The sequence below is a fragment of the Achromobacter sp. GD03932 genome (genome assembly GCF_029839485.1).
GTDB classification, from domain to species: domain Bacteria; phylum Pseudomonadota; class Gammaproteobacteria; order Burkholderiales; family Burkholderiaceae_B; genus Achromobacter; species Achromobacter bronchisepticus_A.
In genome coordinates this window covers 87,870-113,238 of sequence record NZ_JAOCAT010000024.1, presented here as the reverse complement: position 1 = coordinate 113,238, position 25,369 = coordinate 87,870, and the positions used below count along the sequence as shown (strand labels likewise).

Below are 25,369 nucleotides of genomic sequence, written 5' to 3'. Positions count from 1 at the left end.
TCGGCCGGATGGCTCGCTGGGCTACAGCATCAACGTTCCGGGCTCGGATCTGGCTGCCGACAGCAATGTCCACGCCACTGTCACCGCCACCGATGACGCGGGCAACAGCAAGACCGCTGAGGCCGACAAGCCGTACAGCGTCGACACGGCCCCTGAAGCTGCTGGCAGCACCATTACGGGCAAGGAAGATACTGCACTTGCCATCAAGTGGAATGACTTCAAGGTCACCGACGACTCCCCCGAATCCCGCCTGGGTGTCAAGATCACCGGCTTGCCGGCTAATGGCACGCTCCAGTATCAGAACGCATCCGGGAATTGGGTTTCGGTGACCCAAGGACAGACCATCAGCAAGGCCGATATCGACAGCGGTAAGTTGCGCTTCGTCCCCGCTGCCAACGAATCCGGTGCCGACGGCTACAACAAGCCGGGCGTGGGCAACATGCATGACGACTACGCTCACATCAAGTTCCTGCCGGTCGACGGGCAGAACACCGGACGGGAAACCACGTTGACGGTGGACATCAACCCTGCCGCCGATGCGCCCACCATCAGCCTGAATCTGGGCAAGCCCGAGCAAACCACTACCGGTACCGTGATCGTCGTCGACGGCGGCGCTTCGGGCTCCGGGTTCACGGTGGAGAACGGCAAGGTCACTGCCGGCAGCGGCTCGAAGATCTGGACGAGCGCGACCGAGAACGGCGGAAATCTCAACGGCAGCGCCAACGTGCGCGACATCTTCGTCCTGGGTGACGCCAGCGGCCACCTTACCAATGCCACGCGCCCGAAGAGTATCGATGGTAACGGTTCCAAGCTCAGTGATGCCAAGGACTACATCTACCTCGGCCTGCCGAAGGGCAACTACACCATCACCTATGCCAGCGATCATCGCGCCACCGGTGGCGGGTATGACGGCGTCATGATCACGGACAAGGAGACAGGTGTCACCTTTGGACCGATCAACAACATTGAAGACATAGTCTTTGGCGACGGCAGCTCTTTCAGCAACGACGGTAGTACTGTCGTCCAGAACGTGCTTACCGGCTATGAGACCTACGATGTGCAAATAGCGGTCGAACTGACGGACAAGGATGGCAGCGAATCCCTGTCTCCGGTCACTCTCACCGGTTTCCCCGCGGGCGTGACGTTCAATCACGGCCAATCTGACGGCAAGGGCGGCTGGACCATTAACCAGCAGGACCTGGGTACGCTGAAGATGACGGTGCCGCTGGGTACTGGTAGTTTCGACCTGCATGCCAAGGTGACCTCCACGGAGAGCGTGGGCGGAGACAGCGCCACGGTCGACACGGAAATCGGTGTTACCTCCTACAACGTGCTCACGGGTTCGACCTACAACGACACTTTGACGGGATCCGACGGCAACGACATCATCATCGCCGACACGCAGGGTCTCCAGATCGTCCAAGGACAGAACTACAACCTGGCCTTCATGGTGGACACCTCAGGCAGTATGGGCGACCAGGCCGTGGCGGACGCCCGCGCATCGCTCATCACCGTGTTCCAGGCGCTCATCGACAGCGCAAAGCAGGGCAATGCGGGCAAGGTGAACGTGTTCCTGCTCGACTTTGACTCGGGCCTGAAAGCCAACATCGGTGTGGACCTGAAGGACCCGCAAGCGCTCACCAAGCTCATGGCTGTCCTCGACTCGATGCAGTCCGGAGGCGGGACGAACTATGAAGCAGCGTTCCAGGCGGCCACCAACTGGTTCAATGGATCCCAGGCGACTGGCAACACGAATGCGAAGAACCTGACCTACTTCATTACCGACGGCAAGCCGACGTTCCACTACTCGACGAATGGCACTGGCGACCCGACCGTCTACAACGGTTCGAAGCTCAGTTCCTTCCTGACGAACTACAAGATGGGCGACGTCGTCTCACGCTGGGGCACGACCATTATTGACAAGGACGGCCACGTCTATGCAGATAGCGGCTGGAACCGTAGCATCGTTGGTGTCATGACCATCGATGAGAATGGCCGGTATGTCTATCGCCCGCTGGGCGGCACTGGTTCCTCCACGAGCGGCGATACGCTGAGTGACTCCAACAAGGCCTATGCCGAACTCGCGACCAAATCCACGGTTGAAGCCATCGGTTTGGGCAAGGAACTGAATACCACCGACCTGAAGAACTTCGACAGCGACGGCAATGTCCTGGCCAACCTCGATCCTTCCGACTTGGCCGGAGCGATTTTGGGCACCAAGAACGTACTGCCTTCCGGCGCCGACACCATCGACGGCGGCACTGGTCACGACATTCTGTTTGGCGATGCCCTTAGTTTCGGCAGCCACGGCAATGGTGTATCCGGGTTGGAAGCGTATGTCGCAGCCCAGCTCGGCAAGAACGTGACCGATGTCACCAACCAGGATCTCCATCAGTACATCACGCAGCACAGTGCTGAGTTCGACAAGTCCAGCACGTCCGACGGCAACGACGTCCTCAGGGGCGGCGCTGGCAACGACATACTGTTCGGCATGGGTGGAGACGACAAACTGTATGGCGGCGAAGGCAATGACGTGCTGTATGGCGGCACAGGCAACGACCTGCTGGTCGGCGGCAAGGGCAATGACACCCTCATCGGCGGCGCAGGCAGCGACACGTTCAAGTGGGAACTCAACGACCAGGGCACAGTAAGCGCTCCGAGCGTGGACACGATCAAGGACTTCTCCATCCTGAAGCCGGCTGATGGCGGAGACATCCTCGATCTGAAGGAACTGCTGCAAGGCGAGAAGGACGGCACCTTGACGCAGTACCTGCATTTCACCAAGGACCCCGCCAATAGCAACAACACGGTCATCGAAATCAACACCCAGGGCAAGATTGCCAGCCAAGGTGCGGATCAGAAGATCGTGCTGGAAAATGTGGACCTGACCAACGGCGGCAAGCTCGCCACCGACCAGGCGATCATCAACGACCTGTTGCAGAAAGGGAAGTTGAACATCGACCACAGCTAAGCAGTAGCTACAGCCAGGCAGTACTTGCAGGGAAGGCCGACGACGGCCTTCCCTGCTTTGCATTGCGCACTTCTCGCCAGGCGTCTGGAACAACCAGAAAGTACATCTGAGTCAAACGCCTCTGTCACGCGGAATCCGTCCTGACTGGCCTTGCAAGCAACGGCTGGGAATTCTTAACCCTATCAACATCAACAGTATCGGGCCGAAGCAGCGCCCTCTAGTATCTGGCCATCTTGGACAACCCTTTGAAAGGGGGCCAACATGGTCAGAACTTCTTCCGCGATCGTCAACGAAATCTCCGGTCGCGCGTGGCTGCGCAACAGCGACGGATCCCTGACGGAACTCCATCAAGGCAGCAAGGTCCCCGCCGGCAGCGACGTCGTCACTGCGTCGGGCGCCACGGTTTCCCTCCAAGTCGGGAATGGCGTGCCGATCGTCATCGGCGAAGACCGCGAGTTCGCGCTCACCAGCGACGTCGCCGGCGCCCTGGCCGATCCATCCGAAGCCGCGGTGGCCTTGCCCTCGGGAACCGACTCCGAACGCCTGCTGGCGGCATTGGACGACGGCCGCGCCCCCTTCGATGAACTGGACCCTACCGCGGCCGTCACGGCCGGTGGCGATACCAGCAGCAACAGCTTTGTCCGGCTGGCCCGCATTCTTGAAACCACCAATCCGCTGGAACAGTCCTACTCTCCGCTCGGCCGCGGGGACGATATCCTGCCCCGCGTGCACAGTGCCGCTGCGGCCGGCTTAGACGACGAGACCTCCACGCCGCCCGTCGTCGGCGGCAACAGCGGCACCGGTTCCACCACCATTTCCGGCACGTCAGGGATCGACGCCCAGACCGGCGTGCGCTATGACGTCTCCATCCATTTCTCCGATCCGGGGGTGGATGGAGGCAGAGTCGGGGACCGCTGCCAACACCAGAAGCAGGCACCACGGCCCCGGCGACTACCTGTACCAGTTCGTTCTCAACGATGGCACCTCGACCAATAGTGAACTGCGCGTAGATATCGACAGTATCCGCACTTGGACCCCGCGCACCCCTGGCAACAAATCGGGACGTGCTGGCAGCGATGTTGGCCGCACGGGAAACTCGCAACTCGTACAGGATCCCTCAGACCTGGAAGCGGCGCTGGCCGGGGGCAATACCACCAACGAACCGGCTCCGCTCGGCAACGACGCCATCCTCGGTGGTGACGGCTTGGACATTCTTTTCGGCGACGCGATCAACACCGATCTCCTGCCCTGGGGCGTCAACGGCAACTCACCCAAACCGGCCGATCTGGCAGACGGGTCCGGTCTGGAAGCGCTCGATCAATTCCTATTTTTGAAGTATGGCGTCCAGCCCGCCGACGCTGATCTACACAAGTTCATCTCGGACAACCGCGCGCTTTTCGACGTGCAGGGCGATACGCGTGGCGGCAACGATGAACTGCATGGCGGCGCGGGCAACGACATTATCTACGGCCAGGGCGGAAGCGACCTACTCCACGGCGACGAGGGCAACGACGTCCTGTCTGGCGGCACCGGCAACGACACGCTGTTTGGCGATGCCGGCAACGATCTTTTGCTTAGGGGCAAGGACAACGACATCCGTTACGGCGGTTCGGGCAGTGACACGTTCAAGTGGGCGCTCGACGACCAAGGCGCCGCAGGCACGCCGGCCGTCGACACGATCAAGGACTTCTCGATCCTGAAGCCCGCCGAAGGCCGCGACGTTCTGGATCTACAGGGGTTGCTGGTCGGCGAGGATGACGGATCACTGGTCCGGTATCTCAATTTTCGCAAGGAAGGCAACGATACGGTCATCGACGTGAGTACCCGGGCAAGCTGGGCACACTGGGCGCCGACCAGAAGATCGTGCCGGAGAACGTCGACCTCACCCACGATGCCTACGGCCAGTTCATGAACAACTAGGCCATCATCAACGACTTGCTGCAGAAGGGTAAGCTGAACGTTGACCACGGCTAAGCAGCAAGCCCCAAAAAGGCTCGCAATGGCCTTCTCGGCATGATGCCCTTTCCATCAAGTCGCTACGCTTTTGCTTAGCACTATTAGTATTGGCAGTATCGAGCGGCAGCGGCCCCCACTAGTATCGAACCATCTTGGACAACGCTCTTGATCGGGACCAACATGGCCAACACTCCTGCCGCAATCGTCAACGAAATCTCTGGTCGCGCATGGCTGCGCCACGGCGACGGATCCCTGACCGAACTGCACATGGGCAGCAAGGTCCCACCCGGCAGTGACGTCGTCACGGCCTCGGGCGCCACGGTTTCCCTGCAGGTTGAAAACGGCAGCCCGATCATCATCGGCGAGGGCCGCGAAGTTGCGCTGACCAGCGAAATGACCGGCATTCTGGATGATGCGTCCGAAGCGGCGGTAGCGCCGCCCACTGGCACCGACTCCGACCGATTGTTGGCTGCCCTGCGCGACGGCCGCGACCTGTTCGACGAACTCGATCCCACCGCCGCCGTCGTGGCTGGCGGCGGAGGCGGAGGCGGCAGCAGCTTTGTCCGCCTGGCCCGTCTGCTTGAAACCACCAGCCCGCTTGACCTGGCCTACTCGAATCCCGCTCGCGATGATGCGGTCTTGTCACGCATGTCCGGCATTGGCCCCATCAACGGCGACGACGAAGCACCCACGCCCATCAGCGTCAACCATGCGCCCGCCGCGCGGGACGATGCAGGGCAAGGCTATCAAAACGGCCAGGTGCGCGGCAACCTGCTCTCGAACGACTCAGACCCGGACGGCGATCCCCTGACGATAGCGTCGGTGGGTAGCCGGCCGATGACCTCGGACGGCATTGCAGCCGCGGGCAGCAATGGCGGCACGTTCACTGTTCTGCCCGACGGCAGCTATGTCTTCACGCCGGGAAACGCGTTTGACCGCCTGGCCGCGGGCGAAACCACTACCAGCACCATTTCGTACACCATCACGGATCCCAGCGGCGCCACCTCCACGGCAACCGCCGTCGTCACGATCACTGGCACCAACGACGGTCCAGTCTCCACCGCCATTTCCGATACCTCCAGCCTGGATGGCCAGACTCTTGTGAGCTATGACATCTCTAGCCGCTTCTCGGATCCGGACGCGAGCGACAAGCCTACCTACACCGCAACCGGTTTGCCGCCCGGCCTGAGCATCGATCCGCGCACCGGCATCATTAACGGTGATATCGATCCATCGGCGTCGCAAGGCGGCAGTATCGGCGTATACAACGTCACCATCACCGCCACAGACCCCTCTGGCGCGACAACCTCGCAGAAGTTCGACTGGGCCATTGCCAATCCCGCCCCCCTGGCGGCTGGCGACTCGGGCGCTGTCAGCGAGGACTCGACTCTCGACGTCGGTGCTCAAAACGGCGTGTTGGCAAACGACAACGACCCAGACGGCGACGCACTTGTCGTTTCGCAAGTGAACGGCAACACAGCCGACGTAGGCGCCGCCATCGCGGGATCCAACGGCGGCACGTTCACACTGAACGCCGATGGCTCCTACAGCTTCGACCCAGGCTCTGCCTTTCAACACCTCGGCGTCGGCGAGAAAGCCTACAGTTCGATCACTTATACCGTCTCCGATGGCGAGGGCGGTACCAGCTCGGCCGTCTTGACCGTTGAAATCACGGGCGCCAACGACGCGCCGATCCTCCAGGCACACGACAACCAGGTGTTAGAGGACCACGCGGCATCCGGCAACGTGCTCATCGGGGCAATCGATGTCGACAACGACGCGCTGACTGTCACAACGTTCACCCTCAATGGCACAACGTACTCCGCCGGCATCACTGCGTACATGGAGGGCGTGGGCTCAATCCTCGTGAAAGCCGACGGCAATTATGTGTTCACACCGGACGCAAACTGGAACGGAAACGTCCCGCAGATCACGTACACCGTGACGGACGGCACGCTCACGACCTCATCCACCTTGAACGTTCGAGTTCTGTCCGTCAACGATGCCTCGGTATCGCAAGACGCCTCTGGCAACGTCGTGGCAGGCGGCCGCTACACGTTCAGTCTGAATGACTTCCCATTCTCCGACCCAGGGGAGGGACAATCGATGAAGTCGGTGATCATCGACTCTCTACCCCAACACGGTCGGCTGCTCTTGAATGGCAAAGCGATTGTGCAAGGACAAGAAATCAGCACTGAAGATCTGGCCAGCGGAAAGTTAGTGTTCCAACCCGACGCTGTGACCTTCGACGGAAACAATACTTCATCGTCCTTCGACTTTCGCGTCAGAGATAACGGTGGCACTTCCAACGGAGGCGACGACCTATCCCATCAGCAGACATTCAAAATCAACGTAGGCCAGCTCATCGTCGGTGGCGACGACGATTACAACCGAGCCCAGATCATCGACAATTGGTACGGCGGAGACGGCAATGACGTGATACTAGGCGACCACGGAGGCATGCTCGGCCTTCCCCCTCCTCCCCCAAAACCTGCTGACTTTTGGATTTCTCAAGGCCGAGAAGCTGAGGCCGGCGACTTGCCAGGCCATGTACTGGCCTTGCCGGACACAGATTGGATCTCCGGAGGAAAGGGTTCAGACATCCTGTTCGGCGATGCGATCAACACCGATCAGTTACCCTGGGGCATCGATGGCAATCCCGCCAGGCCTGAAGGTCTGCACGACGGGTTGGGCCTGGAGGCGCTCAAGCAATTCTTGTTTCTGAAGGTTGGCGTGCCGCCTACGGATGTAGATCTGCACAAGTTCATCTCGGAAAACCATGAAATCCTAGAAGTGCATGGAGATACGCGCGGTAGTTTCGATATCCTACACGGCGGCGATGGCGACGACATCCTCTACGGCCAAGGTAGCCACGACACCTTGTACGGTGGCAATGGCCGCGACATCCTGTCGGGCGGCACAGGCAACGACTATCTCGAAGGCGATGCAGGCAGTGATGTTCTGATAGGTGGCATGGGTAATGACCTCATGTACGGCGACGGCAATGGCGTCCGATATGACGACAACAGCGACACGTTCAAGTGGGGACTCAATGACCAGGGCACCACGGACGCCCCTGCTGTGGATAGGATCATGGACTTCTCGATTCAAAAGCAAGCCGACGGCGGCGACATTCTTGACTTGCAGGAACTACTCGTCGGCGAAAACGACGGCAACCTAACCAACTACCTGGGCTTCCGCAAGGAAGACAACGACACGGTCATCGATGTGAACACCCACGGCCAGCTGGGTACCCAGGGCGCGGACCAAAAGATCGTGCTGGCAAACGTGGATCTCACCCACGATACCTACGGCCAGTCCATGAGCAACCAGGCCATCATCAATGACCTGCTGCAGAAAGGTAAGCTAACCGTCGACCACGCCTGAACAATAGCTCCCGGGGAGATCCGCAACGGATCTTCCCGCCCCCGCATGACGCATTTTTTCCCAGGGCGCGTCTAAGATGCCCGGAAAAATGTGAAAATCCGTTTCATGCCATCGTCCCGCCGTTTCCGCCGCACGCTGAATCTGTGCCGATTGGCTTTGCTATGCCTGGCTTGCGGCTGGGGCGGAAGTTCCGCCCTGGAAGTGAATGCTGACCGGCTGCAAAGCCTGTCGGCCAGTCGCTATGGCGCAAAAGGCTCCAAGGCGGTATCGGAATGGCTGCAATTGATGCGCAGTCCCCCCTCTGCCCAGGAAAGAGGCGCGCTGACACAGGCCAATGATTTCTGGAACCGCTCCCTGATGTCCGGCGAGGACATCACCATCTGGAAACAGGCCGATTACTGGGCCACGCCGTTAGAATCGCTGGGCAGGGGCGCCGGCGACTGCGAAGACTACGTCATCGGCAAGTACTTCACGCTGCTGGCGCTGGGCGTGCCGGCCAACAAGCTGCGATTCATCTATGTCCGCGCGCGCATCGGCGGCGCGGCCAGCAGCACCCAGATCGCCCACATGGTGCTGGGTTATTACGAAACCCCCAATGCCGTGCCGCTGGTGCTGGACAACCTGATCTCGACCATTTTGCCCGCCACGCAGCGTCGCGACCTGACGCCGGTATTCAGTTTCAATGCCGACGGCGTCTACGTGGACGGCAAGCCCGCCGCGCCGGTTGACCGTCTCAGCCGCTGGCGTGATCTACTTCAACGCATGGAACGGGAAGGCGTGCGCCCCTGATGTCCGGAAATAAGACTATGTCCATACTTCGACAGCTATTGCTCAGCGTTACCCTCGCCATCGGCGTCATCCTGCTGGGCACGCTCGCGCTCAGCGTGAATTCCGCTCGGGAGTACCTGTCCGGCCAACTGCAGGTGCAGAGCACGGACGCCGCCGTGTCGTTGGCGCTGTCGCTCTCGCAGCCAGCGAACAACGACCCGGTCGTGCAAGAGCTGCTGGTGTCGGCGCTGTATGACGGCGGGCATTTCTCGCTGGTGCGCTTGAGCGATCCGGAAGGCAAGGTTCTGATCGAACGGAAATCCACGGCCACCGCGGCGTCGGTTCCGGCCTGGTTTCAGGCGCTGGCCCCCTTGACTACGCAATCGGCCAGCCATGCCGTCAGCGATGGCTGGCGCCAGATCGGCGAGGTCACACTGATCGCCAACGACGCCTATGCATGGGAAGCCCTGTGGCGCAGCAGCCTCAAGATGATCGCCCTGGTGGTGGGCGCCGGCATCCTGTGGGCCGTGTTCGCCTTCATGCTGGTGGGCTGGATCAAGAACCGCCTGCTGCGTGAAATCAGCGACCACGTGCGCAGTATCGGCCAGGACTCCCCGACGGAACAGGTCGAGGCGCGCGTGCCTGAACTGTCCGGGGTGGTGCAGGCGCTGAACCAGACCCGCGAACGCATCCATGCCAGCGTCGAAGAACAGAACGCCAAGATCGAGTCGCTGGAGCTGGAGCTGAACCAGGATCCGGTCACGGGCCTGCCGAACCGCAAGTACTTCGTCAACGAGTTCCGCCGCGCGCTGGAGGCCCCTGCCCTCACAAGCGGCCGTGGCATCGACGGCGGCCACGTTCTGGTGTTCCGCCAACGCGACCTGGCGGACCTGAATCGCCATATGCCGCGCGAGTTCATCGACCAATGGCTGCGCACGGCTTGCGAGCGCATCCGCGGCACGCTCAAGAGCATGCACGTGGCCTCGCCCCTGCTGGCCCGCCTGAACGGCTCGGATTTCGCCTTGCTGCTGCCGGGCTGCGCGGCGCCCCAGGCCATGATGGTGGCCGAGCAGGTGCGCGCCGACCTGCACGCTTCCCGCATTCCCGTGGGTGAAGGACATCTGTGCCGCTGGGCGCAGGCCATGACCGACTATGGCCACGGCAGCCAGGCCGGGCCGGTGCTTGCGCGCCTGGATTTCGGCTTGATGCGGGCGGAAAGCGCCGGCAACGACCATGTCGTGATCGCCGGAGCGACCGACATGCAGTCGCCTTCGGAATCGGGTGAACGCGCCTGGAAGGACGCGATCCAATCCGCCCTGGAAGAACATTGTTTCGAGCTGGCCACGGAAGACCTGCGAGCCACCGATGGCAGCACCGTCCGTACCGAAGCGATGCTGATGCTGCGGACCGCGGCCGACCAGGTGCCGATCCCCGCCACGCTGTTCATCCCGCCGGCCGTGCGCCTGGATCTGGTGGCTGATTGCGACCTGGAAGCCGTGAGCCTGGGGCTGGACTGGCTGGCCGCCAACCCGGGCGAACTGGCTGTGCGGGTGGCCCTGCCCTCGTTGCGAGGCCAGAAGTTCTTCCGCCAGTTGGCCCTGCTGCTGACCGAACACCGGCCTCTGGCGCGCCGTCTGTACCTGGAAATCGACGCGCACGGCCTGGTGGAATGCCACGAGCAGATCGCCACGCTGGCCCGCGTCGCATCGGAGTTCGGCACGCATATCGGCGTGCGCCGCCTGGCTCAGCAGTTCGGCGCAGTTGCGCAGCTGCACACCCTGCCCTTGTCGTACGTGAAACTGGGCGGCGGTTTCGTCGGCGGCATGTCGCAAAGCCCCGGCAGCCAACAGTTGACGGCATCGGTGCTGGAAACCGCGCGCGGCTTGAAGATAGCGGTCTATGCCGAAGATGTGCCGGATGCCGAAACGCAGCGCATCCTGGCCAGGCTGGGCATCGCTGTCATGCGCGGTCCCGGCGTCAGGACAGCCGCGTCATAAGGCAGCGATTCAAGAGGCGGCCGTAAAAATCACGGCCGCCGCAGCCGCCTTAGCGGGCGGCTTTACCCTTGGACTGTTCGTACAGCGGCAGCACCTGCTGGGCTGCGGCCTGCAGATCGCTGATGCGCGATGCGGCAGACGGGTGGGTCGACAGGATTTCGGGCGGTGCGCTGCCCTGATCCGCCGCGCCCATCTTCTGCCACAGCGTCACGGCGGCGCGCGGATCGTATCCCGCCCTGGCCGCCAGCTCCACACCCATGCGGTCGGCTTCGGTTTCGTGCGTGCGGCTGTTGGGCAGCGTGAACATGACGCTGGTGAACTGTTCGCCCAGGTCGGACGCCGCGGAAGATCCGGTGGCGATCGCCAGCACCGACAACCCCAGGTTGGTGGCCATCTGCTGGGATACGCGCTCGCGCGCATGCTCCCGCAAGGCGTGCGAAATCTCATGGCCCAGCACCGCCGCCAGCTCATCGTCCGTGGGTTTGATCTTGGCCAGCAAGCCCGTGTAGACCGCAATCTTGCCGCCCGGCATGCACCAGGCGTTGATCTCGTTGCTGGACAACACATGCACTTCCCATTTCCAGTTGGCGGCGTCAGGTCGGAAGACTCCTGCCTGCGCGATCAGCCGCTGGGAAATGGTGCGGACCCGCGCCACCTGTTGAGGGTCGCGGTCCAGCAGGCCCTTGGCTTGCGCCTGCTTGAGTATGTCGGCGTACTGCTGGGTCGCCTCTTGTTCCAGCGCCTGCGAAGGCACCATGCTGGACATGTACTGGGTCCGGTTGACGCCGATGGCGCCCGACTGCGTGGTATTCATGCCGGTGCAGCCCGCCAGGGCCGCCAGCGCGAGCGCCGCGCCCGCGTTGCGCAGCAGATGACGTTTCCGGTTCATGACGGACCTCCCAGACAATTCGAAGAGCAACAGCGTATCAGACTACCGGATCGCCGCACTGGCCGCGGCGGCGCAAGGCATGATCGATCAAGACCAGCGCCAGCATCGCTTCGGCGATGGGCGTGGCGCGGATGCCGACGCAAGGATCATGACGGCCCAGCGTCTGCACCATGACCGGGTCATTGGCGCGGTTCACGGAGCGGCGCTCGACCCGGATACTGGAGGTCGGCTTGATGGCCAGCGAAACGGTGACTGGCTGGCCAGTGGAAATGCCGCCCAACACTCCGCCCGCGTTATTGGTCAGGAAACCGTCCGGGGTAATTTCGTCGCCGTGCTCCGAGCCGCGCTGCGCGATGCTGTCGAAGCCCGCTCCGATCGACACGCCCTTCACGGCATTCAGGCCCATCATCACGTGTGCGATGTCGGCGTCCAGGCGGTCGTAGATCGGTTCGCCCCAGCCCGCGGGCAGGTTCTCGGCCACGACCTCGATCCGGGCGCCCACGGAGTCGCCGTCGCGGCGCAACTGGTCCATGTAGGCTTCCAGTTCGGGAACGACCGCGGCGTTTGGCGCATAGAACGGATTACTGGGAACGTCTTCCCACGAAACGAAGGGGATCGCAATGGGGCCGAGCTGGCTCATGTAGCCGCGCACCTTGACGCCGTATTGTTCCGCCAGCCATTTCTTGGCGATGGCGCCTGCCGCCACGGTCGGCGCCGTCAAGCGCGCGGAGGAACGGCCGCCCCCGCGCGGATCGCGCACGCCGAACTTGCGCCAATAGGCATAGTCGGCGTGGCCCGGCCGAAACGTGTCGGCAATGTTGGAGTAGTCCTTGCTGCGCGCGTCCGTGTTGCGGATAAGCAGGCCGATGGGCGTACCCGTCGTCACTCCCTCGTAGACGCCCGACAGGATTTCCACCTGATCTGCTTCCTGGCGCTGCGTGACGTGACGTGACGTGCCAGGACGGCGACGGTCCAATTCGAGCTGAATGTCGGAAGCGTCCAGCGACAGTCCCGGAGGACAGCCGTCCACGACGCAACCGATGGCCGGCCCGTGGGATTCGCCGAAATTGGTGACGGTAAAGAGGGTACCTAGGGTATTGCCGGGCATAGGGAGTCAACAGGTGGGGTTTGCAAGCAACCCCGATTATGACACCGCCGAGGCCAAAACCTGGATTTCGGACGCCGGCGCGGGGCGTCCCAACAGGAAACCTTGCATCACCCGGCATCCCAGCGACTTCAGGATCTCGCGCTGTCCCTCGGTTTCGACGCCTTCGGCCACCACCGGCAGATGCATCGCCTGGCACAGGCCGAACAGCGCCGAGACCACTTCGCGGCTGCCGGCATCGGATTCCAGCGCGGAGATGAAGCTGCGGTCGATCTTGACCCAGTCGATCGGCAGGCAACGCAGATGGTTCAGACTGGAATAGCCGCAGCCGAAATCGTCCAACGCCACGCCGATGCCCATCGCACGCAGCGTGTTCAGGATCTTCACATGCCGTTCGTAATGCAGGATGAAGAGGGATTCCGTGATCTCCAGCACCAGCTTGCGCGGGGCCAGGTTTGCGGCCGCAAGCGCATTCGACACGAGTTCGACCAAGCCATCTTCGTTCATCTGCTTGACCGACAGGTTTACGTGCACGCGCCAGGTCGCCGGCCATAGTGCCGCCTGCGTACATGCCCGCTCCAATATCCAGGCTCCCAACGGCACGATCAGGCCGCTGCGCTCGGCCAATTCGATGGTCACCGCGGGCGAGACGCTGCCGAGCACGGGGTGATGCCAGCGCAGCAGCGCCTCGCAGCCCTGCACCATGCCGGTGCCGCTGTCACAGACCGGCTGGTAATACAGTTCGAACTGATCCATGTCCGGCGTGGTCAGCGCCAGCCGCAGGTCGTTTTCCAGCCCCTGCTGGTCGCGTTGGCGCGCCAGCATGCGGAAATCAAACAAGTTCCAGCCTGGGCCGCCGCGCTCCTTCAGCGGCAGCAGGGCCACCTGGACACAGCGCTGCAGTTCTTCCACGCTGCGGCCGTGCTCGGGATACAAGGCGGCGCCGACGCGGAACATGGCCATCAGCGGACGTCCGCCCAGCTCGTAGGGTACGCTCAGGGCTTCTAGCAGCTTGGCCGACACCTGGGCCGCCCCCGCCTCATCCACATCGGGTGCGCAGACCGTGAAAGCATCCGCCCCCGAACGCGCCACCATGCCGCCCATCGACCGGCAGATCAACCCCAGGCGATTGGCCACCTGCACCAGCAGGGCTTGATCTTCGCCCGCGCGCAACATGGCGCTGATCTCGGCATATTGCTCGAAGCTCACCAGGAAGAACGCGCCGCGGCGCGAGCGGCCCTCTGCATTGTTGAGCCAGGCGCGGGCGCGCCGGTGCAATTCCTGCTGATTCAGGACACCGGTCAGTTCATCGCGCGTCAGGCGTTGACGCAGCAGGCGTTCCCTGCGTACGAAGACCCAGCATATCGCTACAAGTGCGCCCGCAAGCGTCAGGCACAGTGCGAGCAGGTAACTCTCACGCACGAAGCCCCCTATCCATAAGCCCCTGGCGTTGCGGTTCGAAAGGGAACCCAAGGGCTGTAACATTTTTTAAAATATGCATTATTTTCGCAAAAAACGCCACACTTCAGAGGCAACGCACCTCTTTTCCCTGTATTCCTACGGTTACTTTGGTTGCTCACGGAGGGCTTCGGGATGAGCCACGGCAGACTGGCGCCGGCCCTCGCGCCATGCTCGCCTACTACTTACGACAGCTACACCCGAAAAATTAATACACCGTGTCTCGATAGTTGTCATTCAAAATCAGACAGCTTCGAAATAATTGCACAGCTTGGCCCCTTACGGCACGAATTTAGTAATATTCGGCACGTTCTGTGACATGTAGAATTGCTGTACCACTGATGTATTAGTGACTCGTATCACACCCGTATCCAGGCCCTCTAGCGCTGATCGCGATCCGACGCCATTCCATCCGGACAACTGGCAGTCCTCAGTTCAGGCCACGCAATGGCCAGGAAGGGAACCTCCAAATACATGTCCACTTTCCGCCGGCTCCTTTTCTTCACTGCCCTCCTGATCGGCCTGGTTCTGCTCGGCGCACAGACGGTGGGGATGCTGGCCGCGCACCGCTATCTGAGCGCGCAGTTGGCGCAGCAGAGCGACGACGGCGCCAACGCGCTGGCCTGGGCCTTGTCGCATGCGACTGCCACCCCCGATGAACGGACTGCGCTGGCGGATGAAATGTTCGCGGGAGGGGACTATGCGCTGGTGCGCATCACGGACGACAGGGGCGCGCCCGTCATCGAGCGCCAAACACCGCAAACCGATCCGCAGACCAGAGAGTACGATTGGCGTGACGCTTGGCTGAACATGGTCGCCCCCGTCGTATCGCGGCCCTACTCGGCCCCGGACGGCAGTTCACGAGGTGTCGTGACCGTACAAGCGGATTCGCGGACTGCTCGCGATACGCTATGGCAAGGCGGCGTGCGGGTCCTCGGATTGATGCTGGCCGCGGGCCTGCTATGGGTCCTGTTCTCCGTGAACCTGGCGCGGCGGATTGAAGCTCGCACCTCGCGCGACATCTGTGAGCGCGTGCGCGCGCTGGCGCCGGGCAACCGCAACACATTGAACGGCGCCTGCGAACTGGCGGGCGTCGACCAGGCGCTGGTGGACGCGCAACGCATAGTCGCCGCCACGGTCCAGGAACAGAATGCGCGGATCGAATCGCTACAGAGCGAAATCTACAGGGATCCCGTCACCCGGCTGCACAACCGCAAGTATTTTGTCGACCAGTTCAGATTGGCGCTGGCGGACAAGGACCCTGACGCGGGCGGCCATCTGCTGATGTTCCGGCAACGCGACTTGGCGCAGATCAACCGGCATCTCTCGCGCGCCTTCACGGACCAGTGGCTGCGCTCGTCTTCCGACCGGCTGCGCAAGCTGGTCGCTGAATTCGGCGGTCCGGGAGCCATGCTCGCGCGCATCAGCGGTTCGGATTTTGCGCTGCTGCTGCCCCGCGCCTCGGCGCCTCAAGCCAGCCTGCTGGCCGAGCGGGTGCGGCGCGAACTGCGCTCGCTGCGCGTGCCCATGGACAAGCACGAATCCTGCCGCTGGGCCTTGGCGATGGCCTCCTACGCGCCAGGAGACGGCATGAGCGACACGCTGGCGCGGCTGGACCATGCCCTGATGTGCGCCGAAAGCGCCGACGACGACCAGATCGCCCCGGCCAGCCGCGCGCCGGACAGCACGCACATCGGCGAATACAGCTGGCATGACGCGCTGGTCACCGCGCTCGAACAGCACAGGTTCTCCTTGTCCGTGCAGCCTCTGCACGATCTTTCCGGCAGCCTGCTGCACCAGGAAGCCAGCCTGACCCTGCACGACACCAGCGACGCGGATCCCGTGCCGGCTACGATCTTCATGCCTCCCGCCGTCCGCCTCGGCCTGTCCGCGGAATGCGACATACAAGCCATCCGCCTGGGGCTGGACTGGCTGTACGCGCGCCCCGGCGCGCTGGCAGTGCCAATTTCGCTGGCATCGATCGCCCAGCCTTCGTTCCAGTCCAGGCTCCAACGCATGCTGGCCGACCGCCCCGCGCTGAGCGCGCGCCTGATCGTTGAAATCGACGCGGCGGCCCTGGCCGCGCAGGGAACCGACTTGCACCCGCTTTGCGACATCGTCGTGGCTGCAGGCGCCCGCGTCGGCGTAAGCCGACTGTCATACCAGTTCGGCGCCATCGAGCACCTGCACGAATTCCCCTTGTCCTATCTGAAGCTATGTGGCGGCTTCATCACCGGCCTGCTTCACAGCCCGGGCAGCCAACACCTCGCCGCCACGGTGGTGGCCACGGCGGCCGCACTGAATATCGCGGTCTACGCCGAGGACGTGCCAGACATTGCCACGCAGAATGTCCTGGCGGGCCTGGGCGTGCATGCCATGCGCGGGCCTGTCGTAAACTCCGCCCAGGCGCACGATCTCGCGCCTGCTCATCCATGGGTTTCCAGTTGACGGAAGGCATGCTGCTTCGCATCTGTTGGCTTTTTCGCGCTCTCTGGCCGTCCCGCCTGCGGCGCACCGGTAACGCCTCCGCGGTTCGGCAAGCCATGCTGCCTCGCGGGGGGATGCTGCTATGCGCCCTGCTCGGTCCCGACGCGGCCCTGGCCTACGGCATGGGCGTTTCACACGAAGACCTGCATCTGGGCCTGACCGCCGGTGTCGCCACGGCCTGTGCCGTAGCCTGCGCGGTCGCATGGGCGGCCACCCGCAATGCCATTTTCGGCGCGGGACTGGCCTTCATGTTGGTCGAGGGAGTGTTCCGCTCCATACCCGCGCTGTTGCCGGCGGCGGCGCTACAGGCCGGCTCCTACGCCGCCCTGCTGGCGCTCACTGCACCCATCCTAAAAGAAACAGCCGCCGACAAGCTGGCGACAGCCTGCCGCTGGGCCAGCCTGGCCTTGATGATAGTGGCGATACTGGCGTTGATCCTCGCGTACGACCCAGGCAACGGTGTCATGTCCGCCGCGATCGCCGGGGCCTGCGCCATCGCCAGTCTGCCGCTGGCCACCTGGCTCATGGTCCGCGCCGCCAGCCCGTCGCCAGCAAGAGCGGTCGCGCTGGCCCTGGCCGGCGCCTATGGCATCTCGGCCTGGTTGCTGGGGCAGGACGCCTGGCAGCCGCAGGCCGCGGCGGGAACGTTCGCCGAATTGGCGCGGTTGCTGCTGGTGTCGAGCGCCTTGATCCTGCTGGCGATCAATCAACAGGGCCACCCGCAACAGGGATCGAAACGCAAAGACCACGAACACACCGACGCGGAACACCTGGCCCAGGGCGAGCTGCGGCTGGCCGAACTGGCCGGCGCGTTGGATACGCAGCGCCAGATGAACGCACTGATCTCGCACGAACTGCGCGCGCCGCTTGCCACCGTCAGCGCGGCAGCCCAGTCCCTGGACATGATACTTGCCGAGAGCGGCGAGGCCGTGGACAACCGCTTGGCGCGCATACATCGGTCGGTCACCCGCATGACCGAACTCATGGATCAGCTGCTGAACCAGGACAGGCTGGGCGAACAGGCCTGGACGCCGCGCGGAGAGCAAACGGACATGGCGGATCTGGTGCTCGATGTCGTCACCGCCATGCAGCCCGACACCGCGCATGCGCTGATGGTGCAAGCCAGCGCCTCCTTGCCGGTCTACTGCGACCGCCCGCTGACCAGCGTGGTAGTGCGCAACCTGATCCACAATGCCATCAAATATTCGCCGGCGAATGAGCCCGTGCGCATAGAAACCGGTGAAGCCCGGGTGGGAGCCATTCCCATGGCGTGGGTCGCCGTCACCGACCGCGGCCCGGGCATAGGCTTGGAGGAGCAAGCCAAGATCTTCGAGCCGCATTTCCGGCGCACGGCGCACCGCGAAACCCAGGGCATGGGTATCGGGCTCTACCTGGCCCGGCGCATCTGCGAGAACCAGGGCGGCACACTGACCGTGGAAAGCGAAGTCGGCGTGGGCACGCGTTTCGTCGTCACCCTGCCCGCCAGCGCTCCGGCGGCTTGACCGCCCCTGGCGTCTTCAGGCCGCGAACACGTAACCCTGGCCGCGCACCGACAACACGGGCAGCTTCAGGCCCGCGCTTTGCGCCTTGGCGCGCAAACGGCTGACCAGCACGTCGATACGGCGCAATTCAAAACCGCCCGGGCTGTCCGGCAGGAACAATTCCGCCAGGACCTGACGGCTGACCGCGCTGCCGGCTGCATCCATCAGGGCGACCAGGAAGGTCCGTTCCTGAGCGCTCAGGTGCAGCGAGGCGCCATCGGGCGCAACCAGGATCCAGCCTCCGTCCTGCAGAGACCACGACGTGTCGGCGGTGGCGCGCGTTTCCGCATCCACCGGCCGCGGAGCCTTCGCCAGGCGCATCCGGCGTGCCAAACTGCGGATGACGGAACTGAGTTCCAGCAGGTCCACAGGCTTGGTCATGTAGACATCGGCGCCGCCTTCCAGGCCGCGCACCCGGTCTTCCAGCGCGCTACGGCCTGTCAGCATGACGATACCGACGGGGCTGAGGGCGCGCAGGCGGGTCGCCACGGAGAAACCGTCTTCCCCGGGCAGGTGGGCGTCAAGAATGACGATGTCGCAGGGCTGTTCCTGCAACCGACGATAAAACGCCGCGGCATTATCACAGGCGAATGCCACCCGGAAACCATAGCCACCCAAGCCTAACGCCAACTCCTCCCGGAAGTCGGCGTCATCCTCAAGCAGACCGATACACAGCAAACCATCTGCGCCAGCCATATTTAGAGTGCTTTATTTTGAAGATTATCGACAAATGCCCCGCGGACGCAGCGTCCCGGGTATTCCGTTGGCGACAATCTTACGTCTTTTACAATGGAAACGAATGATTGCAAGGAAAAAAACTGCGATATTCCTTGTCCAAACGGTTATTTTCCCGTAAATCGCAGGAAAATCGCTTTCGCAAATGTCCCAGTTGTACGGCTGGCGGCCGGTTTCAAGACGAACAGCTGACCTCCAGACTGCCCGCCCAATCCGGCGGTAAACCCGCATACCGCTCATATCCCCGCTGGGCCTCGTAGGGGTTGCGCAACAGCTTCATCAAGGTATCGATCTCGCTGGCGTCGCCCGTCTTGGCCGCCCGGATCGCCTCTTCCGCCAGGTGATTGCGCAGCACGTAGAGCGGATTCACGCGATTCATGCCGGCGGTTACATCCTGCATCAACCTGCCGTCCTGTGCGTGCCGCGCCATCAGGCGATCCAGCCAGGCTCCTGCCGCGGGCCGGTCGATGAACAGGTCTTCGAACGCGCTGCGCTGGCCGGACAAGGCATCGGCAAGGCGACGCCAGGTCAACGTGAAGTCAGCCTGATTGGCGTCCATCAGCTTGAGCAGGTCGTCCAGCAGCGGTTCATCGGCCGGCGTCCAGGCGGCCAGCCCCAGCTTGGCGCCCATGCGGTCATGGAAGGCGCGCGTGAAGACCGGCTCGAATTCATCCAGGACGGCCCGCAGGCCTTCCACATCCTGCGCCAGCGTGTGCAGGCTGCCGCCCAGGCGATAAAGGTTCCAGAGAGCGACGGACGGCTGGCGGTTCCAGGAATAGCGCCCTTCCGAGTCCGAGTGATTACAGATATGGCCCAGCCGGAAACCGTCCATGAAACCGTAGGGACCATAATCCAACGTCAGTCCCAGTATGGACATATTGTCGGTATTCATCACGCCATGGCAGAAGCCCACCGCCTGCCAGTCCGCCATCAGCAGCGCCGTGCGCCGGGTGACGGCACGCAGCAGGTTGATATAGGGCAGCGCCTCGTTCGAGGACTCGCCCGTTCCGGCTTCCCTGCATTCCGGGTAATAACGGTCTATGACGTAGTCCGCCAGCGTCTTCAGCATATCGGGCTGGCGCCGCGAAGACCAATGCTCGAAAGAGCCGAAGCGCACGAAACTGGGTGACATGCGCGTCACGATGGCGGCTGTTTCCACCGTTTCCCGCATGACCGGGTCGTCGGAAACCACCAGCGCCAGCGCCCGCGTCGTGGGCACGCCCAGCCCATGCATGGCCTCGCTGGCCAGGTACTCGCGCACCGACGAACGCAACACCGCGCGGCCATCGCCCATGCGCGAATACGGCGTCATGCCCGAACCCTTGAGCTGCAACTCCCAACTGCCCCGCGGTCCCTCGACCTCGCCCAACAGATGGGCACGGCCATCGCCCAACTGGCCGGCCCAGACGCCGAACTGATGGCCGCTGTAGACCGCCGCCAGGGTGTCGCCGCCCGGCAGCGGCTGGGCCCCGGAAAACACGCTCAGGAACTCGGGCGTGGACAGGAGCGACGGGTCCAGGCCGATCAGTTCCGCCGCCTCCGCGTTACCGTGCAGCAGGCGCGGATTGTTCAAGGCCTGGGGCGCAAGCCGGGTATAAAAGGCCGCAGGCAAGGCGGCAAACGAGTTGACGACGCGCAGGTCGGACAGCGTACGGGCGCTCATGCGCGTTGCCTCCTGGCAGCCCGCTTGGCGGGCCGCACGTAGAAAATGGCGCTAAAAAAGAAAATGGCCGACAGCAGGATCTCTCCCCAGGCCATCAATACGGACAGCGGAGCCGGATCCGACATGGCCCGCACCGCCCCCTCCATCAGGTAGAGCAGCGACAGCATCGACGCCCACTGGTAGGTATAGAGATTGCCGCGCAGGATGCCGCGCAGCGGAAACGCCAGCGGCAGGGCCTTGAGCAGCATCCAGGAACCGCCCGGCCGCAACGGCGCCACCACGGTCTCCCAGGTGACGCAAAGCACGATCAGGGCGAACAGCGAAACCGAGGCCAACAGGCGCAAGCGGGGGTTGAGTTCAGGGTTCATGCTGCTATTATCGCCTGATGAATCGCCCTGCCGAGCCTGCCGCCACGACGCCGGCGGCCACCGAGCACTCGACCTCGCGCTCTTCATGGATCGCGAGGGCCGGACGTGTTGTGCGCTTTAGCGCCGAACGCGCCAGCGAAGAGAAACTGCTGCAAGTCGCGTCCAGCCTCACCTTCACGACCGTCCTGGCCATCGTGCCGATGCTGGCCGTGGTTCTGTCGCTGTTCACCGCCTTCCCGGTATTCCAGGAATTCCGCGTCGCGCTCGAGGATTTCCTGACCAACAGCCTGATGCCGCCGTCCGTGTCGGACAACATCATGGACTACCTGAACCAGTTCGCGCGCCAGGCTTCGCGCCTGACCGCCATCGGCGGCGCGTTCCTGCTGATCACCTCGCTGTTGCTGATCATGACGATCGACAAGGCGTTCAACGACATCTGGCACGTGACGCGCCAACGTCCGCTGCGGCAGCGCGCGCTGGTGTACTGGGCCATCATCACGCTAGGACCGGTCGTGGCCGGCGCCAGTCTTTGGGCGACCTCGTTCGTGGCTCGCGAATCGCTGGGGCTGGTCCGGGACGTGCCCGAAGCCGTCAGCGTCGCGGTGTCGTTCATCCCGCTGGTGTTGACCGCGCTCGGTTTTGCCGCGCTGTTCGTCATGGTCCCGAACCGCGAGGTGCTCTGGCGCGATGCCCTGGTCGGGGGCTGCGTGACCGCGATCGTGCTGGAAATCATGAAGTCGGCTTTCGCCTACTACCTGACCCGCTTTCCCACCTACACCATTATTTACGGCGCATTCGCCACCCTGCCCATCTTCCTGCTCTGGATCTACCTGTCATGGTTGGCCGTGCTGCTGGGAGCGATCCTGGCGTCGAGCGCACCGCTGATCCGCCTGGGCCGCTGGGAAATCAACCGCTATCCCGGCGCTCCCTTCGTGGACGCCGTGGATGCGCTGCGCACGCTGCGCCAGGCGCAGACGGCCAATCCGCCAGGCCTGCCCGCCAATCTGCTGGCCGCGCAATTGCGTCTGCACCAGGACGAACTGAACGAAGTCCTGGAAACACTGGCTGAAATGGGCTTGGCGACGCGCAGTCCCGAAGGCCTCTGGGTTCTGACCTGCGACGCCCGCAAAACCTCGATGGAACCCGTGGTGGACCGTTTTCTGCTGGACCGCGGCCAGCCCCGGGTCCGCAATGACCCGGAAATATTGCGAGTCGCATCGGCCGTGATTTCCCAGCAAAATGCGCCCACGCTGGAAGAAGTCTGCGGAGAAGCGCAAAATACCGAAAATGGAATCGCTCCCGTGCTGCAGCTGGAAGCGAAAAAAAATTAGCAAATAGGATCAGGGCGCAGTCCGCCCAGGAGGAACCGATGTTGAAGGTCAGCGAGATTTTGCGCGTCAAGGGCGATACGCTCTATACGGCGTCGCCCGACATGCCTGTGTCCCAGGCCGTGCAAACAATGAGCGAGCAGGACATAGGCTCGCTGGTGATCATGGAATTCGGGACGCTGACCGGCATGCTCACGTTCCGCGAGATCATCCGCCACATGCATGCGCATGGCGGCGCCGGCGACACCACCATCCGCTCCATCATGGACGATGCCCCGGTCAGCGTGTCCCCCAACACCAGCGCCGACGAAGTGCAGCGCCTGATGCTCGAAAAACACGCGCGCTACATCCCGGTCATGGATGGCCCCACCTTGATGGGCGTCATTTCGTTCTACGACATGGCCCAGGCCATCGTCGCGGCCCAGCAGTTCGAAAACAACATGCTGAAGGCCTATATCCGCGACTGGCCCACGGAAAGCGCCGAACCGGCCAAGTCCTGAGCCCGCGGCCAGCGCTGCTGGCCCCCAGTCAAACCCCAGCCGGCGCCGCTTCGATCGCGGCGCCGCGCATATCCGGCGCATGCCGCTGGCTGCGCCAGGCGTCATAGATCAGTTCAGGGTTGTTCGCGGCCAGCAACGCCGGATCGGACAACATGCGACGCCAACGGCGCGCACCGGACTGGCCGTTCACCAGCCCCAGCATGGGCCGCGTCATCACCCGCAGGGGCACGCCCCGCGCGACCTGCCGCGTTGCGTATCCCATCATCGCGTCCACCACCTGCGCATCACTGGGCAACCGCAGCGACGGCCATAGCTGCAGAGACACCTCGGACAGCACCCGCGGCGTGTGCCAGGCAGCCCGGCCCAGCATGACACCATCGAAGTCGCCCGCGGCGCGCACGGACTGCTCGGCGTCGGCCAGACCGCCGTTGAGCACGAACGTGCAATCCGGAAAGTCGCGCTTCAATTGGCGCACCACGTCATAGCGCAGGGGCGGAATCTCGCGGTTGTCCTTGGGCGTCAGACCCTTCAGTACCGCATTGCGGGCATGGGCGATGAACACCCGGCAGCCGGTGTCGTAGATCTTGCCGACGAAATCACGGACAAACGCGTAGGACTCGTCATAATCCAGGCCAAGCCGGTGTTTGACGGTGACCGGGATATCCACGGCGTCCTGCATGGCCTTCATGCAATCGGCCACCAGGGCCGGTTCCGCCATCAGGCAGGCGCCGAACGCGCCCTTCTGCACCCGTTCCGACGGGCAACCGCAATTCAGGTTGATCTCGTCGTAACCCCATTTTTTGCCCAGCCTGGCCGAATGCGCCAGCGCGTCGGGTTCGCTGCCGCCCAATTGCAGGGCCACGGGATGCTCGGCCTCGTCAAAGTCCAGGTGCCGCTCGACATTGCCGTGCAGCAACGCGCCGGTGGTAATCATTTCCGTGTACAAGCGTGCGCGCGGCGCCAGCAGCCGGTGGAAATAACGGCAATGGCGGTCGGTCACATCGATCATCGGGGCGACGCACAGCCGCCAGTCGGGGGAGTCCAAGAATCACTCTACAAAACAAGGGGATGCGGTATTTTACGGTGCTTGGCGGCTTTGTGTCTGGCAGGCGGCTGCGTCCGCTCCGCCGGATGGCGGACGGACTGATCCGCCATGTGGTCTAAAATTGCGCCGCCGCAGCCGAAACAGGCTTGCACGCGCGCCGGTCAACCCGCCCGTCAACCCCTAAATCCCGCACATCAATGGCCGTATTCACCCCTGTCTCCGAAGACGACGCTCGCGCCCTACTGGCGCATTTCGATCTGGGCGAGTTTGTCTCGCTTCGGGGGATTACGGCGGGTATCGAGAATACCAACTACTTCCTGTACACGACCCGCGGCGAGTATGTGCTGACGCTGTTCGAGGTGCTGACGCAGGCCCAACTGCCGTTCTACATCGAACTGATGTACCACCTGGCCGAGCGCGGCATTCCCGTGCCCCGGCCCCAGACGCTGCGCGACGGCACCCGCCTGACCACCCTGCACGGCAAGCCCTGCGCCATTGTTTCGCGCCTGCCGGGCGGCTACGAACCCGCGCCCGGCGCCGCCCATTGCGCCCTGGCCGGCGCCACGCTGGCCCGCGCCCACCTGGCCGGACGCGACTTTCCGCTGCACCAGCCCAACCTGCGCGGACTGTCCTGGTGGCTGGAAACGGCCCCCAAGGTCATGCCCTTCCTGGAACCGGCGCAGGCTCAGCTGCTGTCGTCAGAGCTGGCCGACCAGCAAGCCGCCGCCGCGACGCCGGCCTGGCAGGCATTGCAGACCGGTCCGGCCCACTGCGACCTGTTCCGGGACAACGTCCTGTTCGCCGGCACCTTCGAGGATCCGCTCATGGGCGGCATCATCGACTTCTACTTCGCCGGCTGCGACACCTGGCTGTTCGACGTGGCGGTAAGCGTCAACGACTGGTGCATCGAACGCGACACCGGCGAATTCGTGCCCGAACTGGTCGAGTCCTGGCTGGCGGCCTATGCGGCCGTGCGCCCGTTCACCGATGCGGAACGCGAGGCCTGGCCGCTGATGCTGCGTGCCGCCGCGCTGCGCTTCTGGATATCGCGCCTGTACGACTTTTTCCTGCCGCGGCCGGCTCAGACCCTCAAACCGCACGACCCCCGGCATTTCGAAAGAGTGTTGCAAGCGCGCCACCGCCCGGGCCTGCCAATATTGCCGTAACCGTT

The 25,369-nt window shown here is 63.3% G+C and carries 18 protein-coding genes; 11 read left to right on the top strand and 7 right to left on the bottom strand.

Annotated features, from left to right (window positions below):
- The 6 genes from N5C88_RS21740 to N5C88_RS21715 all read left to right on the top strand — a co-directional run.
- Nucleotides 1-2,971 (top strand): type I secretion C-terminal target domain-containing protein (locus tag N5C88_RS21740; RefSeq protein WP_280016208.1); only part of this gene is annotated, 2,971 nt, incomplete at its 5' end.
- 261 nt (nt 2,972-3,232) lie between these two features.
- Nucleotides 3,233-3,967 carry a retention module-containing protein gene (locus N5C88_RS21735; RefSeq protein ID WP_280016207.1) on the top strand — a complete coding sequence of 245 codons (735 nt, stop codon included), beginning with the start codon at nt 3,233-3,235 and terminating at the stop codon, nt 3,965-3,967.
- Nucleotides 3,864-4,883 carry a calcium-binding protein gene (locus N5C88_RS21730; RefSeq protein WP_280016206.1) on the top strand — a complete coding sequence of 340 codons (1,020 nt, stop codon included), beginning with the start codon at nt 3,864-3,866 and terminating at the stop codon, nt 4,881-4,883. Before N5C88_RS21735 ends, N5C88_RS21730 begins: the two co-directional genes overlap by 104 nt.
- Nucleotides 4,884-5,107: 224 nt before the next feature.
- On the top strand, nt 5,108-8,314 hold the full coding sequence (locus N5C88_RS21725; RefSeq protein WP_280016205.1) for a retention module-containing protein: 3,207 nt from the start codon (nt 5,108-5,110) through the stop codon (nt 8,312-8,314).
- 105 nt (nt 8,315-8,419) lie between these two features.
- Entirely contained in the window at nt 8,420-9,103 is a 684-nt protein-coding gene (locus N5C88_RS21720; protein ID WP_187523989.1) for a transglutaminase-like cysteine peptidase, read from the top strand.
- A 17-nt stretch (nt 9,104-9,120) separates the two neighbouring features.
- Nucleotides 9,121-11,079 carry a LapD/MoxY N-terminal periplasmic domain-containing protein gene (locus tag N5C88_RS21715; RefSeq protein WP_059379017.1) on the top strand — a complete coding sequence of 653 codons (1,959 nt, stop codon included), beginning with the start codon at nt 9,121-9,123 and terminating at the stop codon, nt 11,077-11,079.
- A gap of 49 nt (nt 11,080-11,128) precedes the next feature.
- Here N5C88_RS21715 and N5C88_RS21710 read toward each other — a convergent pair whose 3' ends face one another.
- Genes N5C88_RS21710 through N5C88_RS21700 form a run of 3 tightly spaced genes read right to left on the bottom strand, consistent with a single transcriptional unit; the run spans nt 11,129 to nt 14,495 of the window.
- Nucleotides 11,129-11,968, bottom strand: coding sequence for a M48 family metallopeptidase (locus N5C88_RS21710; RefSeq protein ID WP_059379015.1), 840 nt, complete (start codon nt 11,966-11,968; stop codon nt 11,129-11,131).
- Between the two features lie 37 nt (nt 11,969-12,005).
- Nucleotides 12,006-13,076, bottom strand: coding sequence for a chorismate synthase (gene aroC, locus N5C88_RS21705; RefSeq protein WP_280016204.1), 1,071 nt, complete (start codon nt 13,074-13,076; stop codon nt 12,006-12,008).
- Between the two features lie 36 nt (nt 13,077-13,112).
- Nucleotides 13,113-14,495, bottom strand: a complete 1,383-nt coding sequence (locus N5C88_RS21700; RefSeq protein ID WP_280016203.1) for a bifunctional diguanylate cyclase/phosphodiesterase — start codon at nt 14,493-14,495, stop codon at nt 13,113-13,115.
- A gap of 510 nt (nt 14,496-15,005) precedes the next feature.
- Here N5C88_RS21700 and N5C88_RS21695 point away from each other — a divergent pair.
- Together N5C88_RS21695 and N5C88_RS21690 are read left to right on the top strand one after the other, a co-directional pair.
- On the top strand, nt 15,006-16,979 hold the full coding sequence (locus N5C88_RS21695) for an EAL domain-containing protein (protein WP_059379008.1): 1,974 nt from the start codon (nt 15,006-15,008) through the stop codon (nt 16,977-16,979).
- Nucleotides 16,980-17,074: 95 nt separating this feature from the next.
- Complete coding sequence (locus N5C88_RS21690; RefSeq protein ID WP_280016202.1) at nt 17,075-18,520, top strand: HAMP domain-containing sensor histidine kinase; 1,446 nt, start codon at nt 17,075-17,077, stop codon at nt 18,518-18,520.
- Nucleotides 18,521-18,535: 15 nt separating this feature from the next.
- Here N5C88_RS21690 and N5C88_RS21685 read toward each other — a convergent pair whose 3' ends face one another.
- The 3 genes from N5C88_RS21685 to N5C88_RS21675 all read right to left on the bottom strand — a co-directional run bounded on the left by N5C88_RS21685 (nt 18,536) and on the right by N5C88_RS21675 (nt 21,325).
- On the bottom strand, nt 18,536-19,255 hold the full coding sequence (locus N5C88_RS21685; protein ID WP_054458575.1) for a response regulator transcription factor: 720 nt from the start codon (nt 19,253-19,255) through the stop codon (nt 18,536-18,538).
- Between the two features lie 214 nt (nt 19,256-19,469).
- Nucleotides 19,470-20,957, bottom strand: coding sequence for a protein adenylyltransferase SelO (locus N5C88_RS21680; protein WP_118933145.1), 1,488 nt, complete (start codon nt 20,955-20,957; stop codon nt 19,470-19,472).
- Nucleotides 20,954-21,325, bottom strand: a complete 372-nt coding sequence (locus tag N5C88_RS21675) for a DUF2069 domain-containing protein (protein ID WP_118933146.1) — start codon at nt 21,323-21,325, stop codon at nt 20,954-20,956. The genes N5C88_RS21680 and N5C88_RS21675 overlap by 4 nt, the downstream gene beginning before the upstream one ends.
- Before the next feature lie 17 nt (nt 21,326-21,342).
- On the opposite strand from N5C88_RS21675, the gene N5C88_RS21670 reads away from it, so the two are divergent.
- Nucleotides 21,343-22,656: a YihY family inner membrane protein gene (locus N5C88_RS21670; protein ID WP_280016201.1), complete on the top strand. Its 1,314-nt coding sequence runs from the start codon at nt 21,343-21,345 to the stop codon at nt 22,654-22,656.
- 38 nt (nt 22,657-22,694) lie between these two features.
- The gene (locus N5C88_RS21665) at nt 22,695-23,153 is read left to right on the top strand and encodes a CBS domain-containing protein (RefSeq protein ID WP_054458582.1); all 459 of its coding nucleotides are present in this window, start codon (nt 22,695-22,697) and stop codon (nt 23,151-23,153) included.
- 28 nt (nt 23,154-23,181) lie between these two features.
- Here the strand turns inward: N5C88_RS21665 and dusA are convergent, their stop codons facing one another.
- Entirely contained in the window at nt 23,182-24,198 is a 1,017-nt protein-coding gene (gene dusA, locus N5C88_RS21660) for a tRNA dihydrouridine(20/20a) synthase DusA (RefSeq protein WP_082401337.1), read from the bottom strand.
- A gap of 197 nt (nt 24,199-24,395) precedes the next feature.
- On the opposite strand from dusA, the gene N5C88_RS21655 reads away from it, so the two are divergent.
- The gene (locus tag N5C88_RS21655; RefSeq protein WP_059379000.1) at nt 24,396-25,364 is read left to right on the top strand and encodes a homoserine kinase; all 969 of its coding nucleotides are present in this window, start codon (nt 24,396-24,398) and stop codon (nt 25,362-25,364) included.
- Nucleotides 25,365-25,369: the final 5 nt, after the last annotated feature.